The organism is Pseudomonas sp. HLT2-19-2 (assembly GCF_054898005.1).
Genome location: NZ_CM142712.1, coordinates 535692 through 552562, shown reverse-complemented (window position 1 = coordinate 552562; position 16871 = coordinate 535692). Strand labels below are relative to the sequence as shown.

At 58.9% G+C, this 16871-nt stretch carries 18 protein-coding genes; 14 read left to right on the top strand and 4 right to left on the bottom strand.

The features are described from left to right. Window positions 1–21: 21 nt before the first annotated feature. Genes ACYZTU_RS02605 through ACYZTU_RS02595 form a run of 3 tightly spaced genes read left to right on the top strand, consistent with a single transcriptional unit; the run spans window position 22 to window position 3717 of the window. Window positions 22–1830, top strand: a complete 1809-nt coding sequence (locus tag ACYZTU_RS02605) for a sensor histidine kinase (RefSeq protein WP_461967810.1) — start codon at window positions 22–24, stop codon at window positions 1828–1830. Further along, window positions 1827–3221 (top strand): sigma-54-dependent transcriptional regulator, encoded by a 1395-nt coding sequence (locus tag ACYZTU_RS02600; RefSeq protein ID WP_461967808.1) that lies wholly within the window; start codon window positions 1827–1829, stop codon window positions 3219–3221. Before ACYZTU_RS02605 ends, ACYZTU_RS02600 begins: the two co-directional genes overlap by 4 nt. Before the next feature lie 40 nt (window positions 3222–3261). Then, on the top strand, window positions 3262–3717 hold the full coding sequence (locus ACYZTU_RS02595) for a thioesterase domain-containing protein (RefSeq protein WP_282377370.1): 456 nt from the start codon (window positions 3262–3264) through the stop codon (window positions 3715–3717). A 12-nt stretch (window positions 3718–3729) separates the two neighbouring features. Here the strand turns inward: ACYZTU_RS02595 and cysQ are convergent, their stop codons facing one another. Together cysQ and nudE are read right to left on the bottom strand one after the other, a co-directional pair. Then, complete coding sequence (cysQ, locus tag ACYZTU_RS02590; RefSeq protein ID WP_461967807.1) at window positions 3730–4557, bottom strand: 3'(2'),5'-bisphosphate nucleotidase CysQ; 828 nt, start codon at window positions 4555–4557, stop codon at window positions 3730–3732. Continuing rightward, window positions 4554–5120, bottom strand: coding sequence for an ADP compounds hydrolase NudE (gene nudE / locus ACYZTU_RS02585; RefSeq protein ID WP_033058385.1), 567 nt, complete (start codon window positions 5118–5120; stop codon window positions 4554–4556). Before nudE ends, cysQ begins: the two co-directional genes overlap by 4 nt. A 90-nt stretch (window positions 5121–5210) precedes the next feature. Between nudE and yrfG the strand changes: the two genes are divergently transcribed. Both yrfG and ACYZTU_RS02575 read left to right on the top strand, forming a co-directional pair. Then, entirely contained in the window at window positions 5211–5873 is a 663-nt protein-coding gene (gene yrfG / locus ACYZTU_RS02580; protein WP_461967805.1) for a GMP/IMP nucleotidase, read from the top strand. Between the two features lie 365 nt (window positions 5874–6238). Then, window positions 6239–6943, top strand: coding sequence for a TetR/AcrR family transcriptional regulator (locus tag ACYZTU_RS02575; protein ID WP_129439348.1), 705 nt, complete (start codon window positions 6239–6241; stop codon window positions 6941–6943). Here ACYZTU_RS02575 and ACYZTU_RS02570 read toward each other — a convergent pair. Next, window positions 6923–7831, bottom strand: coding sequence for an HpcH/HpaI aldolase/citrate lyase family protein (locus ACYZTU_RS02570; RefSeq protein WP_461967803.1), 909 nt, complete (start codon window positions 7829–7831; stop codon window positions 6923–6925). The genes ACYZTU_RS02575 and ACYZTU_RS02570 overlap by 21 nt on opposite strands. Before the next feature lie 60 nt (window positions 7832–7891). Further along, a complete protein-coding gene (locus tag ACYZTU_RS02565) occupies window positions 7892–8632 on the bottom strand; it encodes an SDR family NAD(P)-dependent oxidoreductase (protein ID WP_461967801.1) in 741 nt (246 codons plus the stop codon). 581 nt (window positions 8633–9213) lie between these two features. Here ACYZTU_RS02565 and ACYZTU_RS02560 point away from each other — a divergent pair. From ACYZTU_RS02560 to paaE, 9 genes are all read left to right on the top strand, one after another. After that, window positions 9214–9624 carry an acyl-CoA thioesterase gene (locus tag ACYZTU_RS02560; RefSeq protein ID WP_449642942.1) on the top strand — a complete coding sequence of 137 codons (411 nt, stop codon included), beginning with the start codon at window positions 9214–9216 and terminating at the stop codon, window positions 9622–9624. An 88-nt stretch (window positions 9625–9712) separates the two neighbouring features. Continuing rightward, window positions 9713–10858: an acyl-CoA dehydrogenase family protein gene (locus ACYZTU_RS02555; RefSeq protein ID WP_461967799.1), complete on the top strand. Its 1146-nt coding sequence runs from the start codon at window positions 9713–9715 to the stop codon at window positions 10856–10858. A gap of 142 nt (window positions 10859–11000) precedes the next feature. After that, window positions 11001–11792 (top strand): 2-(1,2-epoxy-1,2-dihydrophenyl)acetyl-CoA isomerase PaaG, encoded by a 792-nt coding sequence (gene paaG / locus ACYZTU_RS02550; protein ID WP_449642940.1) that lies wholly within the window; start codon window positions 11001–11003, stop codon window positions 11790–11792. Between the two features lie 2 nt (window positions 11793–11794). Further along, window positions 11795–13135 carry a phenylacetate--CoA ligase PaaK gene (paaK, locus tag ACYZTU_RS02545; protein ID WP_461967797.1) on the top strand — a complete coding sequence of 447 codons (1341 nt, stop codon included), beginning with the start codon at window positions 11795–11797 and terminating at the stop codon, window positions 13133–13135. Between the two features lie 42 nt (window positions 13136–13177). Continuing rightward, complete coding sequence (gene paaA / locus ACYZTU_RS02540) at window positions 13178–14164, top strand: 1,2-phenylacetyl-CoA epoxidase subunit PaaA (RefSeq protein ID WP_449642938.1); 987 nt, start codon at window positions 13178–13180, stop codon at window positions 14162–14164. Beyond that, a complete protein-coding gene (paaB, locus tag ACYZTU_RS02535) occupies window positions 14157–14438 on the top strand; it encodes a 1,2-phenylacetyl-CoA epoxidase subunit PaaB (protein ID WP_449642937.1) in 282 nt (93 codons plus the stop codon). The genes paaA and paaB overlap by 8 nt, the downstream gene beginning before the upstream one ends. A gap of 8 nt (window positions 14439–14446) precedes the next feature. Next, window positions 14447–15208, top strand: coding sequence for a 1,2-phenylacetyl-CoA epoxidase subunit PaaC (gene paaC, locus ACYZTU_RS02530; protein ID WP_461967795.1), 762 nt, complete (start codon window positions 14447–14449; stop codon window positions 15206–15208). Next, window positions 15195–15701 carry a 1,2-phenylacetyl-CoA epoxidase subunit PaaD gene (paaD, locus tag ACYZTU_RS02525; protein WP_461967793.1) on the top strand — a complete coding sequence of 169 codons (507 nt, stop codon included), beginning with the start codon at window positions 15195–15197 and terminating at the stop codon, window positions 15699–15701. Before paaC ends, paaD begins: the two co-directional genes overlap by 14 nt. A gap of 26 nt (window positions 15702–15727) precedes the next feature. Beyond that, window positions 15728–16804 (top strand): 1,2-phenylacetyl-CoA epoxidase subunit PaaE, encoded by a 1077-nt coding sequence (gene paaE, locus ACYZTU_RS02520; protein ID WP_461967791.1) that lies wholly within the window; start codon window positions 15728–15730, stop codon window positions 16802–16804. Window positions 16805–16871 lie beyond the last annotated feature (67 nt).

The window sequence follows — 16871 nt, the reverse complement described above, 5'->3', positions numbered from 1 at the left end:
ACCCACAGGCGCTCGATGCTCATGACTCCGACCCTCCCTCGCAGACCCCGCTGGCGCAGCCTGGCACTGCTCGCACTGTGCCTGGCGCCGTTGCTGTGGCCGCTGGAGCATCTGGCCGAGCGATATTACCGCAGCGAACTGGCCGGGCAGAACCGTCAGACGCTTGACCTTTACGTCGCCAACCTGCTGGGCACCTTGCATCGATATGAAGTGATGCCGCAGATCCTCGGCGATCTGCCGGCCCTTCGAGCGGCCCTCGGCGCGCCCGACGATGGCGTCACCCAGGGCAATGCCAACCGTTTGTTGAAAAACATCAGCGCCCAGACCGGCGCCGAAGTCATGTACCTGATGGACACCACGGGCAAAACCCTGGCCGCGTCCAATTGGGACAAACACGACAGTTTCGTCGGGCGTAATTTTTCCTTCCGGCCCTATTTCAGCGAAGCCATGGCCGGCCGGCTTGGGCGCTTTTTCGGTTTGGGAACGACATCGGCCAAGCGCGGCTATTTCTTCGCCGCCGCCGTGCGTAACGGCGAAAAGATCATCGGTGTGCTGGTGGTCAAGGTCGACCTGGACCATACCGAAAGCCTCTGGGGCAAAACCCCGGAACAACTGCTGCTGACTGACCATAACGGCGTGGTCATTCTCACGTCGCGGCCCGAGTGGCGATTCCGCTCGACCCGCCCGTTGAGCGAAGAAGAACGCAAGGCTATTACGGCGATGCAACCCTATCCGACTCGCGATCCCAAACCGTTGGAGCTCAACCCCAGCGCCTGGCTGACGCAGACCCAGCCAATCGTGGAAACCGGTTGGAACGTCAGCATCCTCGCCCCACGCACCTTGATCGATCGCCCGGTGCGCACGGTCGTCGCCATCGGTGGCGCGACGTTGTTGGTGTTGATGTTGCTGCTGGGCCTGATGATGCAGCGCCGCCGACATTACCTCGAACGGATCGCCTTCGAAGCCAAGGCCCGTCATGAACTGGAAGGCCGGGTAGCCGAGCGGACCAGCGACCTCGAAGGCCTCAACCGTCGATTGAAACAGGAAGTGCTGGAACGCGAACAGGCCCAGCAAGAGTTGGTTCGCGCTCAGGATGATCTGGTGCAGGCCGGCAAACTGTCGGCCCTTGGCACCATGTCGGCGAGCATCAGCCACGAGTTGAATCAACCGCTGGCGGCGATCCGCAGCTACGCGGAAAACGCCGAAGTGCTGCTCGATCATCAGCGCACCGACGATGCGCGCGGCAACCTCAAGCTGATCAGCGATTTGACCGGGCGAATGGCGTCAATCATCGCCCACCTGCGCGCCTTCGCCCGGCGCGATCGCCACGCCCCGGAAAGCGTCGCCCTGCAACCGGCGCTGGACGACGCGCTGGCGCTGCTGGCCAAGCGTCGGCGCGGCATGGAAGTCGAACTGATTCGCGATTTGCCGGCCGCCACCCTGTGGGTCGAGGCCGGGGAAACCCGTCTGCGTCAGGTGCTCGGCAATCTACTGGCCAACGCCCTGGACGCCCTGACGGAAAAAGGCCCGCCACGTAAACTCTGGTTGAGTGCCCAATCCACCGCCGACGGCGTCAATCTGTACATTCGCGACAATGGCCCCGGGTTCTGCCTGGAAGCACTTGGCCGCGCCAGCGAGCCCTTCTACACCACCAAGACCCGCACTCAGGGCCTTGGATTGGGGCTGGCGATTTGCGAAACCCTGATGCGTGCCTTCGGGGGTGAACTGTCGTTCGCCAACCACAAGGAAGGCGGCGCCCTGATTACCCTGAAATTGCGTGCAGGCGCACCAGGTGTGAGCCTGCAACCGTCCGAGGACCGAAGTGCATGACCATCGACAACCGCATCCAGGTCGTGCTGATCGACGACGATCCGCACCTGCGTCAGGCCCTGAGCCAGACCCTGGACCTCGCCGGCCTGAAAATTCTGCCCCTGGCCGAAGCCAAGGGCCTGGCCGTACAACTGGAGCGCGACTGGCCCGGTGTGGTGGTCAGTGACATCCGCATGCCGGGCATGGACGGTCTCGAACTGCTGACCGAACTGCATGCCCAGGACCCGGATCTGCCAGTGCTGTTGATTACCGGTCACGGCGATGTGCCGCTGGCCGTGCAAGCGATGCGCGCCGGGGCTTATGACTTTCTGGAAAAACCCTTCGCCAGCGACGCCCTGCTCGACAGCGTGCGCCGCGCGTTGGCCTTGCGCCGGCTGGTGCTGGACAACCGCAGCCTGCGTCTGGCCCTGAGCGATCGCAATGAACTGAGTACCCGACTGGTCGGGCAATCGGCATCGATGCTGCGCCTGCGCGAGCAGATCGGAGCATTGGCGGCGACCAAGGCTGATGTGCTGATCCTGGGTGAAACCGGTGCGGGTAAAGAAGTTGTCGCACGTGCCTTGCATGATCTGTCGAGCCGTCGTAACGGTCCGTTCGTGGCGATCAATGCCGGCGCCCTGGCCGAGTCGGTGGTAGAAAGCGAGCTGTTCGGTCACGAGCCAGGCGCCTTTACCGGCGCGCAAAAGCGTCGTATCGGCAAGTTCGAATTCGCCAATGGCGGCACGTTGTTCCTCGATGAAATCGAAAGCATGAGCCTGGATGTGCAGGTGAAATTGCTGCGTTTGCTGCAGGAGCGCGTCGTCGAGCGTTTGGGCGGCAATCAGCTGATCCCGCTGGACATCCGCATCATCGCCGCGACCAAGGAAGACCTGCGTCAATCCGCCGATCAGGGCCGCTTCCGTGCCGATTTGTATTACCGTCTGAACGTCGCACCGCTGCGTATTCCACCGCTGCGCGAGCGCGGCGAAGATGCGCTGATGCTGTTCCAGTATTTCGCCGACGAAGCCAGCACCCGCCACGGCTTACCGCCCCATGAACTGCAACCGGGGCAACGCGCCCTGCTGCTGCGCCACACCTGGCCGGGCAACGTGCGCGAACTGCAAAACGCCGCCGAACGCTTTGCCTTGGGTCTGGAACTGGCGCTGGACAACAGCGCTTCGCAGGGCGCTGCCGGCATGACGGTCGAAGGGGTCAGCGGCGGTCTCAGCGAGCAAGTGGAAAATTTCGAGAAGAGCCTGATCGCCGCCGAACTGACGCGCTCTCACAGTTCCGTGCGCAGCCTCGCCGAAGCCCTCGGTATCCCGCGCAAAACCTTGCACGACAAACTGCGCAAGCACGGGTTGAACTTCGCCGACGGTGGTGTCAGCAGCCACACCGACGAACTCGATTGAGCTACCGTCAAATCATCATCTTCATACAAGAGACCCCTGCATGAGCCGCGACAGTCGTCATCTGGAATCGATTCTCCATCACGACATCCCCCTTACGCGGGACATGGGCCTCAAGGTGCTCGACTGGCACGACCAGCAACTGCGCCTGCACTTGCCGCTGGAGGCCAACGTCAACCACAAGAGCACCATGTTCGGCGGCAGTCTGTATTGCGGAGCAGTGCTGGCGGGTTGGGGCTGGCTGCATTTGCGATTGCGTGAAGAAGGGGTTAAAGGCGGGCACATCGTGATTCATGAAGGGCATATCAGCTATCCATTGCCGGTCACCATGGATGCCACGGCGATTTGCCAGGCGCCGAGTGCGGCGGTGTGGAAGAAGTTTTTGGCGATGTATGAGCGGTATGGACGGGCGCGGTTGAAGCTGCATTCAAGGATTGTGAATGTGGGGAGTGAGGAAGATGCGGTGACATTTACCGGACAGTACGTCCTCCACCGCTAAAGCAAAGAATCTTCAGGCCCGCGCCAACGTCAACAATTTCTCGCGCCAGGCAGCTTTCGCCGGCAGCGCCAAAAAAAACTCATTCAACAACGATTCCCGCGCCGGATAACAAAACGGCGCACCGCTCAAATCCAGCACCTCACCGCCAGCCCCTTCCAGCACGCCTTGCGCAGCCGCCGTGTCCCACTGCGAAGTCGGCGCCAACCGCGGATAACAATCCGCCGTCCCTTCCGCCAGCAAACAAAACTTCAACGAACTGCCGATATTGGCCAAGTGCAGCTCACCCAGACTGTCGCTCAACCCGGCCAGCAAGCGCTCCTGCTCAGGACTTGAATGCCGACGACTGGCAACCACGGTAAATGCCTCGCCCGCCGCTGGCACGTCGCGCACCTGAATTGGCAGCGGCGTTGCGCCTTTATCGCCACGCCACGCGCCCAAACCAGCACCACCGACGTAGAAGCGCCCGTTGGTCGGCATCGACACCACGCCAAACACCACTCGCCCCTGCTCGATCAGCGCGATGTTGACGGTGAATTCTTCGCTACCGGAAATGAACTCCTTGGTCCCGTCCAGCGGGTCGACCAGCCACCAACGCTGCCACCCGGCGCGCACGCTCTGGGGAATGTTGGCGTCTTCTTCGGACAGCACCGGGATGCTTGGGTCCAGCGCCGTCAGCCCGGCCAGGATCACATGGTGAGCGGCCATGTCGGCGGCCGTTACCGGAGAATCATCGGATTTTGCTGTCACGGCGACGTTGGCACGCCAAAACGGCAGAATGGCTTCACCGGCTTTCAGCGCCAGCTCAACAACAGGCGCCATCAACGGATGGGGGAAATTCATGGCTGGAACACTCCACGCTGAGTCAGCAGATCACGGGCCAGATAAAGCGCTGCCAACGCACGGCCCTCAGTGAATCGCGGGTTCTGGGCCAGGGCCGACAACTCACGCAGGTTAATTTTATCCACACCCATCGGCTCGGGCTCATCGCCTTCAAGGCTTTCTTCGTACAGATCGGTGGCCAACACCACCTGGATCTTCTGGCTCATGTAACCGGGCGACAACGACAACTCAGTCAGATGCTCCAGTTGCCGCGCGCCATACCCGGCCTCTTCCTTGAGTTCTCGTTCGGCCGCCGCCAGCACGTCTTCACCCGGCTCGATCAAGCCTTTGGGCAAGGAAAGCTCGTATTCATCGGTGCCGCCGCAATACTCTTCGACCAGCACCGCGTGGTCTGCATCCAGCATCGCCACGATCATCACCGCGCCATAACCGGCGCCCTTGCCCACCAGTCGTTCATACGTGCGCTCCACGCCATTGGAAAAGCGCAACTTCAGCTCTTCGACGCAGAACAAACGGCTGGTGGCGACGATCTCGCGGGCGAGGATGGTGGGTTTCTGGCGCATGAAAAGCTCCTTGGCGTGAACGCGTTACTATACCCGGCCTATCCTGATTGTTTACCTCGGATATCTTTTTTACCGCTGGAGAAGTTTTTTATGTCCCTGCTGCCCTGGCGCGACATCGACACCGTACTGCTAGATATGGACGGTACGCTGCTGGACCTGCACTACGACAACCATTTCTGGATGGAGCACCTGCCCCAGCGTTACGCTGAGTTGCACGGGGTGAGCCGGGCCATGGCCGAGATGGAATTGCAGCCACTGTTCGAGCGCAATGCCGGCCAGTTGCAATGGTATTGCCTGGATTTCTGGAGCGCCGAGCTCAAACTGCCGGTGCGCGAACTGAAACTGGAAACCGCGCATTTGATTGCCCTGCGCCCGGACGCTGACACCTTCCTTGAAGCGATCAAACAGGCCGGAAAGCGTGTAGTGCTGATCACCAACGCCCACCGCGACTCGTTGTCATTGAAGATGGAAAAAATCGAATTGGCGCCGTATTTCGAGCGTTTGATCAGCTCCCACGATTATGGCTTCGCCAAGGAAAACCCGCAGTTCTGGGATGCCTTGCAAGCCGACATTGGCTTCGACCCGGCCCGCAGCCTGTTTATCGACGACACCTTGCCGATTCTGCGTAGCGCCCGCGACTTCGGGGTTGCGCATCTATTGGCCGTGAGCGAACCGGACAGCCGCAAAGGGCCGAAAGACACCGCAGAATTTGCGGCGGTGGGGGATTATCGAGAATTGATCGAAGGCCTTTAGAACTGTCTGTAAACGAAAAAAACCGCCGCGCTGACCGCCAAAGGCCAGCCCGCCGGCTCCCGCCTATGCAAAAAGCTCATTAGCTTAACCCTACTCCCGCGCTCGATACATGTCCTGAACGCTAACTATAAACTGCACAGAAAAGCATTTTCGAACGCCTATGTAAGGATCAAGAATCGTCACGGTAAATAAGTTACTGCGTCAGGGGCACGTATGCGCTGCCGTAGCTTGGTCGCTTCCACGCAGGGGAGTCGCGCGCACCCAAAAGGAGCAAATCCTCCAGAGGCAGCGCGCGGCGTCAGTACCAGCGGTCCCAATGGCAGTAACTCAGATACAGGGAAAATAGACAGACTCTGGAGTTATCCGTGAAGCACATCCAACATCCTCGTAAGGCCCCCACCCAGACTCGCTCGAAAATGATGGTCGAGGCCATCCTCGAAACCACTGCCAACGTGGTGGTCAAACATGGCTATGCCGGGACCAATACCAACCTGGTCGCACAGCTGGCCGGCGTCAGCGTCGGATCGGTCTATCAGTATTTCCCCAACAAAGACTCACTGATAGCCGCCCTGCACTATCGCAAGGTCAAGGCCACTCACGAAGCCATCCAAGGCCTTCTGACCCGCTCAGACATCTCCAGCCTGCAAGGGCATATCGAGCACTTGGTACGAGCTTTCCTGACCCCACATACCAAGGAGCCGGAGCTGCATCGACTGCTGGAGCAAGAGTTCTCGTTCTTGAATGATCAGACGACCGAGGATGCCTATAAAGCGGAAATCCCGCTAATGGTGCAGGACCTGCTGGGGCGCTGGGCCGACCAACTGGTGCAAAACGATATCCAGCTGGCCGCCTGGCTAGTGACCCGGATGATCAGGTCACTGATACATGCCTATGTGATCGAATGCCCCGATTTTTGCCCCAAGGCTATCGAAAAAGCCATCTGCGACTCAGTCATGGGCTATCTGTGCGGGACAGCCAACAACACTTCACTACTGGTTTCCCGCGCGCGACGGATTGCAAAAAACCGCACCAACGCCCGCATGGCGCACTCATGCGCCCCCGCGGCGTGACGCCTGCACCGCGCACAATTGCTCATAACGATTGAGCAGCCGTCTGGATTGTAGATAGCTTGGCACCTCAACAATTAGCCCATCCACTTCTGCCCGCACCTTACCGCCACTGGCAGCCTGTTCGAAGGCCGCGATCTGGCGAACTGACAACTCGGCATCGGCACTTGTCGGAGTCAGATAGCGATTGGCAACGGCCACGTGATCCGGATTGACCACACCTTTAGCCTGATAACCGATAGAGCGCGCAAAGCGCATGTCCGCTTCGGCGCCCTCCTCATCAGCAAAGGTATAAGGCGAGTCAATCGCCAGGACTCCGGCAGCAGCGCATTCAAGGAGAAAACGGGATCGGGGGTAGAACAGCTCGGTCCCTTCTCTACTGCGCCCGGCACCGAGGTCAGCGACCATATCTTCAGTCGCTACCAGCATTCCCTTGATTCGCGGGCTCGAATGCGCGATATCGATCGCTCGCACCACACCCAGGGCGGTTTCGATGTTCGGGACAATCAGCGTTGAGCCCTGCTTGATCGAAAGCATCGACTCCAGCCGGGTAATTTGCTGGTCCAACTCAATCATCTGCTCAGTGGATTCGACTTTCGACATCATGATGATTGCCGGCCGACCGACCATAACCGCACTCAGATCATCATGGCCGCACGTTTCGAAGGGATTGATGCGCACCGAAGTGATACGCCCGCACTCGCGCCAATGGTCCATGACCCGCGCCGATAATGCGCGGGCCTCTGCGCGCCTGGCCGGCGGCGTGAAATCTTCCAGCTCCTGTACCAGAACATCGGCACCCGTTTGCAGTGCCGCATGCAGCGCGACCTCTTCTGCGCCTGGTACAAACAAGAACGTACGGCATAGCGCCAACGGGTTTTCGGGGGACATAGCCATAGCATCTTCCTGATGATCTGTTGGGTTGAGGGAGGGGGAAATTACGAGGTGCTTCTAGAGCATGGTCAGGCCGCCATCCACCGGAATGGTCACACCACTGACAAATGAGGCCTTGCCGGACAACAACCACGCGATAACCTCGGCGGCTTCGTTCGCCGAGCCTTCACGACGCAATGCGGTCATCTCATGCAAACGCTGCAACTGGCCATCCTGACGAGTGGTGTCATCGAGCATCGGGGTACGAATCACGGCGGGGGCGACACAATTGACGTTAATCCCTCGAGGGCCCAATTCGCGGGCAAGGCCCTTGGTCATGGTCACCACCGCGCCCTTGCTGGCGGCATAGGCCAGAGTCCCGGCCAGGCCACCACCGCGCAGCCCGGCGACACTGGCGACAGTGCAGATGCGAGCACCCGGGCTCATTCGCGGCACAGCCAATTGCACGACACTGAAGGTGCCGATCAGGTTGATATCCATAAGTGTTCGGAAACGCGCAGCCGTGAGCGAATCAAAAGGTGAGGTATCGACTACCCCGGCACAGGTTGCCAGGGCGTCGATCCGCCCCTGCCAGTCATCGATCTGCTGGAACACCTGAACCAGCGCCTGCTCGTCACAGACATCGGCAACAAACCCGCGGTGCTGGCTACCCAGCCCACCGATCGCTTCCTCCAGCCCCTGCGCATTCATGTCCAGGCCTGCGACCAAAAATCCCAACTGGTGCAAGTGTCGTGCAGTGGCTGCGCCAATGCCGCTGGCGGCGCCGGTCACTACGGCCACGGGTTGTGATGAAGACATCTGGGCGGAACTCCTTGAGCATTGCGTTGCAGGTCGGCGTGAGCCTTGATCAGGTACCCACCCACTCGACTGGACGAGCCAGAACGAGCGCTTATGCTAAAAGAACCCGGACAGCCTCACTACTCGCATGCCAAACAGACAGCCCTTGGTTAATAGAGCGGTCTAAAGCGACTTATTACTCGCATTTATTTTCTACTCGGTCGTTAATGCATATTGTCCGACAATAGGAATCCAACAGCGTTTCTGAAAATGCGAGTACACCCGACTTAGACGGACTGAAGTTGCTCTTCTGTTTACGCGCCCCGCAGATGAAACAAGACCGAGAACAGCGACTTTGCGCTACCTGTCGATAGGTCCGCGCTCGCCAAGTTTGAAGTTTCGTCAGTCTTTTCGAGCGCACCGGAATGCGAGTAGCCACACTAATACCTGTGCCGTAGCATGAGTAACAAGTTGTGACAAGCGCTGAGAGTGCCTTGAACTATTAGTCATCAAAGCGTCATAAAGTTCAACGCCTTGATGTACGTATCAACGCTTCTCGCCAGCACAACTCAGACGTCTCACTAAGCCAAGAGGGTACTGCAATGGGCAACAATGGATTTGATACCGTCATCGAAGTTAAATATCGAGACACCGACTCGATGGGTCATGTAAGCAGTCCTGTTTACTACGACTACTTGCAGCACGCCTACCTGAGCTACATGCACAACCTGCTGAAATTGCCGAAAGATCAAAAGCTTCCGCACATCATGGTCAAGACCTCCTGCGAATATGTTAAGCCAGCGGTCTATGGCAACATCGTGACTGTCACCAGTCGTGTTATCGAGTTCGGCAACAAGAGCTTCGAGATGGAGCACATCATGCACCTTAGCGATGCAGGGAAAACCACTGTCGCTAAAGGCCTGTCCAAACATGTGATGTTCGACTACGCGGGCAATCGAACCATCACCGTCCCCGACGAATTCAAAAACCAGGTTCTGGCCTTCCAGGAGTAGTGATCGAAATCCGACCACGACTCGAACAATGATCGCTGGCCGATGCCACCAGGCCAGCGTCTAGGGTGTATTGATAGGTAACGCAAACATGCTGCTGTCCTGGACAAGCGAACAACGAAGCCTGCTCGAGAAATACCGTGAAATCGGCGGACAACTGGCAACTGCAAACAAAGGCACACCGGTTGGGTTCGACCATGCCGGTTGGAGCCGCCTCTGCGAGGAGGGACTATGGAAACTGGTAATTCCATCCAGTCACGGCGGCACGGGAGAAGACTGGTGGGGCTTCACTGCGGCGCTTGAAGGGCTGGCCTCTTCGATCCGCACACCAGAGCTGCTGCTCTCGGTCATCGCTCAGGCCGGTATGGTTCGGGCGTTGATGCTGTATGGCAGCGAAAGCCAGAAGGACCGATACCTTCAGGCGATTCTCAACGGTGCAATCAGCGCCACCGGGATCGCCGAACCCGGCACCGGTACCGACGTTAGAAGCATCGACAGCACGCTCAGCCCTACCGCCGACGGCTACAGCCTGACCGGCAGCAAATACAATATCGCTCACGCACCGATCGCCGACTTCATGCTGATCGTGACCAAACTGGCCGATACGCCAAAGCAGAATATCGCACTGGTCCTGCTCGACGGCGACATGCAAGGCCTGAGCAGAGGCGAGCCGGATGACAAGCTCGGCAACAAGAATCTACCGACCGGCCCGCTGTACTTCGACAACGTTCAGGTACAGGCATCCCAAGTACTGGGCAAAGCCGGTCGCGGCCTGCAACAACTGATCGACATTATTTCTCTGGGCCGACTTTATTACGGTCTGGTGGCAGTCAACCTGCCAACGCCTTATGTTGCCGACGCCGTGCGCTACGCCGCCGAGCGACAAAGCTTCAATAGTTCAATCGACAGCCACCAATATGTACAAAAGCGCCTGATCAATATGACCATTGGCATGGAGCGCAATCGCTGGATGGTCTACGCCGCGCTGTACCAACTTCTTAATGGTCATCCGCAGGCCTTGATGAGTTGTTCTATCGCTAAACTTACCAGTGCCCAAGACTTGATAGACACTGCACTAAGCCTGGTAAAACTGTATGGCAGTATCGGCTATCACGAAGGTGGCATCGCTACCTTCGTTAAAGATGCTCTGGGCTTTGCCAGTGTCGGCGGCACAGAAGAAATGCATCAAAAAAATATCTTCAATCAAATGCTTCGACTGGCATCCCATACAGAATAACAACACAGCACTGCAGCCAACTTATTAGCCGGTTGATCGTGCGCACTCTAAACAGTGTGCTGTCGACTTTAGGTTGAGCTGTGATGCCTTATCGAATGCACAACACTGCGTGCGACGTTGTATCAATGATGAGTGGCTTGAGATGAATAGCGAGAACATTCTTTTCTCTGTGGATCAAGGTGTTGCTGTCGTGGTTCTGAATCGTCCAGACCAATTCAACAGCTTTACCGCAGACATGCACGAGCAATTGCGCCAAGCGTTGGCTCTGGTTCGGCAAGATCCAGGTATTCGCGCCCTGTTGCTGACCGGCAAAGGCCGGGCGTTTTGCGCAGGGCAGGATCTGGCGTCGTTGCAGATAAATCCTGACGGAACACCAGCAAACCTGGGCGACCTGCTCGAGCATGACTACAACCCGCTGATCAGAGCCTTGCGTGACCTGCCAATTCCGGTGATCTGCGCCGTCAACGGCGTAGCCGCCGGAGCTGGCGCCAGTATCGCTCTTGCCGCCGACCTGGTCATTGCGGCCCGCAGCGCCAGTTTTATTCAGGCCTTCGGCAAGGTTGGCCTGATACCCGACTCAGGCGTCAGCTGGGTACTTCCACGCCTGATCGGCAGCGCTCGAGCCAAAGCGCTGTTTATGTTGGGCGAGCGCATCAGCGCCGAGCAAGCACAACAGTGGGGAATGATCTGGCGTTGCGTAGATGACAGTGAACTTGCAGACGAAGCGCTGCTGCTGGCTCGGCACCTTGCCACGCAACCGACCTACGCTCTCGGTCTGCTCAAGCGCTGCATGGATTTAAGCCAGCAACACAGCCTGGATCAGCAGCTTGAAACGGAACGCGAGTTGCAGACGCTGGCAGGGCAAAGCGAGGACTTCAGTGAAGGCCTCAACGCTTTTATCGAGAAGCGCAGCACTCACTTCAAGGGCCGTTGAAAATGGACGCAATCGCACGTTTGGACACTGCGGTCAGACCGCTGCTCAATACTCACGATGACGCACTGGAACACGCGTCGATCGACCAACTGCGGCACCACCAGTTGCAACGTCTGCGATGGAGCCTGTCACACGCCTACACCCACGTCCCGTGGCATCGCCAGCAGTTCCATAATTTGGGGGTTCACCCTTACGACCTGAACGACCTGGAAGATCTGGCACGCTTCCCGTTGACCAGCAAAGCCGAGCTGCGCGAGCACTACCCTTTCGGGCTGTTCGCCGTGCCCATGGAGCAAGTGGTTCGTCTGCACGCCTCCAGTGGCACCACCGGCAAACCGACAGTGGTCGGTTACACCCGCAACGACATCGATGTCTGGGCCTCACTGGTGGCCCGCTCGATTCGCGTGGCGGGCGGGCACAGCGGCGACCGTATTCACATTGCCTACGGTTACGGCCTGTTCACTGGTGGCCTGGGCGCACATTACGGTGCGGAGAAACTCGGCTGCACGGTTATCCCGATGTCTGGCGGGCAGACCGCTCGACAAGTCCAGCTGATCCAGGATTTCCGTCCCGACATCATCATGGTCACGCCGTCTTACATGCTCAACATCGCCGAAGAAATCGAGCGTCAGGGTATCGCCCCCGAAGAGCTGTCACTGCGGGTCGGCATCTTTGGTGCAGAGCCGTGGAGCGCGCAGATGCGTAGCGAGCTGGAACAACGGCTCGGCATTCAGGCACTGGATATCTATGGTTTGTCCGAGCTGATGGGGCCGGGCGTTGCCATGGAATACCTGGACACCAAAGACGGCCCGACGCTTTGGGAAGACCATTTCTACCCTGAAATCATCGACCCCGACACCGGCGCGGTATTGCCCGACGGGCAGTTCGGCGAGCTGGTGCTGACCTCGCTCAGCCGCGAGGCACTGCCGATGATTCGTTATCGCACCCGTGACCTGACCCGACTGTTGCCTGGCACTGGTCGAGCCATGCGTCGCCTGGACAAAATCACCGGTCGCAGCGACGACATGCTGATCATCCGCGGGGTCAACGTGTTCCCGACGCAAATCGAGGAGCAACTGCTCAGGCAGGCGCCGCTGAGCCCGATCTATGAGCTGCACATCTATCGCAGCGGCAACCTCGACAGCCTTGAAGTGCATGTCGAACTGCGCCCGGAGCACGCCGCGCTGAGCGAGCCTGAGCGGGATGCGCTGTGTCGCGAATTCAGCCATCAGATCAAGGTCCATGTCGGCATCAGCACGCAGATCAAGTTACAGCCCCACCACACGCTCAAGCGTTCGGAAGGAAAGGCTTGCCACGTCTTTGATCGACGCGGCGAGTACTGATTGCGCACCTCACACGTCTTCGACTCACACGAGGAACTGCTCATGCAATCTTCATCGCAAAAGGATTTCGGCTCGACCCACGAGTCTGACGAAGAAGCCGCCTTTATGGAAAAAATCCAGGCTGAAGTGAAAATAGAGCCCGACAACTGGATGCCCGCCGGCTACCGAAAATCACTGATCCGTCAGATATCCCAACATGCCCATTCGGAAATCGTCGGCATGCTCCCGGAAGGCAATTGGGTCACCCGCGCCCCAACGTTCAAACGCAAGCTGCAACTCATGGCGAAAATCCAGGATGAAGCCGGTCATGGCCTGTACCTGTATTGCGCCGCAGAAACACTCGGCGCCGACCGCGACCAGGAGATCGCCCGCTTGCATGCAGGGCAAGCCAAGTACTCGAGCATTTTCAACTACCCAACGCCGAGCTGGGCCGATGTCGGCACCATCGGCTGGCTGGTCGACGGCGCCGCGATCGTCAATCAGGTAGTCCTGCAACGGACCTCCTACGGCCCCTATGCACGGGCCATGGTGCGGATCTGCAAAGAAGAAAGTTTCCATCAGCGCCAAGGCTACGAGCTGCTGTTGGTGATGATGAAACAAGGCACAGAGGCACAGAAGGCAATGGTTCAGGATTCAATCAATCGCTTCTGGTGGCCGGTGCTGATGATGTTCGGGCCAAGTGACGCGCACTCGCCCAACAGCGCGCAATCGATGGCCTGGAAGATCAAACGCAACAGTAACGACGAGCTGCGTCAGCGATTCATTGACCAGACCATCGCGCAACTGGAATTCCTCGGTTGCACAGTCCCGGACCCGGACCTTAAGTGGAACGCCGGACGCGGTCACTACGACTTCGGTGAGATCCAGTGGGATGAGTTCTACCACGTACTCGAAGGTAATGGTCCCTGCAATCAAGAGCGCCTGGATACCCGCCGCAAAGCCTTCGAAGAAGGTAGCTGGGTACGCCAGGCGGCAGCCGCCCACGCTCGCAAACAACAAGAAAAAAACCGAGAGGCCGCGCATGTCTGAATGGTCCCTGTATGAGGTCTTCGTGCGCAGCAAGCACGGCCTCAACCACAAACATGTTGGCAGCGTGCACGCCACCGATGCGTGCATGGCCATCGAAAACGCTCGCGAGCTCTACACCCGGCGCAATGAGGGCATCAGCCTGTGGGTGGTCGCGGCGGACCAGATCACCGCTTCCAACCCGCAAGACAAGGAGATGCTGTTCGAACCGTCTCAGGACAAGGTTTATCGGCACGCCAGTTTTTATGAGCTGCCCGACGAAGTGGGGCATATGTGAGCCAGATCATGAATCAAACCGACGAGCTAATCGACTATCTGCTGCAAATGGGTGACAGCGCATTGATCACCGGCCAGCGCCTGTGCGAGCTGTGCGGGCATGCCCCGGCCATTGAGGAAGAACTGGCGCTGATGAATGTCGGTCTCGACCTGGTCGGCCAGGCTCGCAACTGGCTGGAGTACGCTGCCGAACTGCTCGATGACGGGCGCAATGCCGACCGCTTGGCGTTCCTGCGCGGTGAACATCTGTATCGCAATCTGCTGTTGGTCGAACAGCCCAACGGAGACTATGCGCAAACCTGCGTGCGCCAATTTCTGTATGACGCCTGGCACTTTCATCGGCTGCAGGGTTTGCAGAACTCCAGCGACAAGATGGTCGCCGCTATCGCCAACAAAGCCCTGAAAGAAGTTACCTACCACCTGCGCCGCTCCAGCGAGTGGATGCTCCGCTTGGGCGACGGCACCGACTACAGCCATCAACGGATGCAGAGCGCGCTGGATCAGCTGTGGCGCTTCACTCATGAACTGTGCACGGTCAGCGAGCGCGAGCAGCGTCAGTATCAAGCCGGTTTGAGCAGCGACCCACAACTGCAGGTGAACGCCTGGCGCGAGACCGTAGAGGGCATCCTCGCCCGCGCAACCCTGAAGCTGCCGCCGCCTGCGCGCTACTTCTACTTGAGTGGCATCGAGGGACGGCACACGGAAAACCTCGGCCCGCTGTTGGCGACCATGCAGTCTCTACCTCGAGCTTACCCAGATGCACGCTGGTGAGCTGATCGCGTCCGACTGGTGTGGTCGTCGGGCGAAGGCCGAGGACCTGCCAAACGCCTGGTTGCTCATGGCACAGGTGATGGACCCGGAAGTGCCAGTGGTCAGCCTGGTCGACCTGGGCATCGTGCGCGACATTCTGTTCCTGGACGGCCGGCTGAAGGTCGTGCTGACACCCACCTATTCCGGCTGTCCAGCGACCGAAATGATCGAGCAACGTGTGCGCCAGGCGCTGGAATGGGCAGGCTATGCCACGCCCTATCTGGAGCAGCGACTGGCGCCAGCCTGGAGCTCGCAATGGATCACCGACCAGGGCCGGCAACGCCTGCTGGACTACGGCATCGCACCGCCACAGGAGAAATCCGGCCCGGTGCCCTGCCCGCAATGCGCGAGTCTCGATACCGAAACCGTCAGCGAGTTTGGCTCGACCGCCTGCAAGGCGTTGTACCGGTGCCGCCGTTGCAAAGAGCCCTTCGACTACTTCAAGTGCATTTGAGTCTGTAGCTGACTCAGGAGAAATCCATGAACACCTTTCACCCACTGGAGGTCCGGGACATTCGGCGCGAAACCCGCGACGCGGTTTCGATTCTCTTCAATGTGCCCGGGGCATTGCGCGACACCTTCCAGTTTCAGCAGGGCCAGTACCTTGTACTGCGCACGCAACTGGATGGCGAAGAGATCCGCCGCTCCTACTCGATTTGCAGCGCTCCACATGAAAACGAGCTGCGGGTGGCGGTCAAGCAAGTCAGCGGCGGGCGCTTCTCCGAGTTCGCCAATCAAACGCTGGTCGTCGGCGATTATTTGGACGTCATGGCGCCAAGCGGCAATTTTTTTGTCGAGCTGGACGCGCAACGTCACGGCCGCTATCTGGGCATCGCCGCCGGCAGTGGCATCACGCCTTTGCTGTCGATCATCAAGACCACGCTCGAGCAGGAACCGCATAGTCAGTTCACCTTGCTCTATGGCAATCGCTCCAGTTCCGGGACGCTGTTTCGCGAGCAACTGGGGGACCTGAAAGACCGCTATCTGGAACGCCTGAAGCTGATCTTCGTGATGAGCCGCGAGCGCCAGGATGTCGACCTCTATAACGGTCGCCTGGATGGGCAAAAATGCCGGCAATTCTTCACTCGCTGGATCGACGTCGCAGCGTTGGATCATGCGTTTATCTGCGGCCCGCATGCGATGACCATTGAGGTTCATCAAGCGTTGATCGAGCACCAGCTTGACCCCGCACGAGTGCACTGCGAACTGTTCGCCAGCCCATCAGCCGGCCGCAAACAGGCCGCTCGCGAGGCCGCCCCGACAGACACCGTCAGAACCAGTCTGATCACCGTGATCAGCGATGGCAACAGCCTGGCCTTCGAGCTGCCGCGCAACACCCTGAGCATTCTCGACGCCGGCAACCAGAACGGCGCAGAACTGCCCTACGCCTGTAAGGCCGGGGTCTGTTCGACCTGCAAGGCCAAGTTGGTCGAAGGTGAAGTGGAGATGGACAGCAACTTCGCCCTCGAAGATTACGAGATCGAAGCAGGCTTCGTTCTCTCATGCCAATGCTTTCCCCTTTCTGATCGAGTGGTGCTGGATTTCGATCAACTTTGAAACCCCACAACAAGAAAACTGCTCCGCTGCTCCAGCACTTTTAGCACCGCCCTTTTCTGGTACCTGC